Origin of the sequence: Streptococcus sp. HMSC076C08 (assembly GCF_001810825.1) — a bacterium.
In the GTDB taxonomy this organism is placed as follows: Bacteria; Bacillota; Bacilli; order Lactobacillales; family Streptococcaceae; genus Streptococcus.
This window is the reverse complement of sequence record NZ_KV802715.1, coordinates 1-207: the sequence shown is the minus strand read 5'-3', so window position 1 is coordinate 207 and position 207 is coordinate 1. Positions and strand designations below refer to the sequence as shown.

Here is a 207-nt window from a genome sequence, read left to right as displayed (position 1 = left end):
ATGGGAGTTAACGGGATCGAACCGCTGACCCTCTGCTTGTAAGGCAGATGCTCTCCCAGCTGAGCTAAACTCCCAAAGGGCGGAGTCTAGCTCAGCCAACGGTAAGAAACTTCGTTTCTCTCATCCGCCGATTGTAATTTCGATTTCCTCTCAATTACAACTAAGCTAAACTCCCTCGAGCTAAGCGACTTCCATATCTCACAGGGG

1 tRNA gene is annotated in these 207 nt (G+C 49.8%); it reads right to left on the bottom strand.

What is annotated here, in order from left to right:
- Window position 1 precedes the first annotated feature (1 nt).
- Window positions 2–74 (bottom strand) — tRNA-Val (locus HMPREF2766_RS00950).
- Window positions 75–207 lie beyond the last annotated feature (133 nt).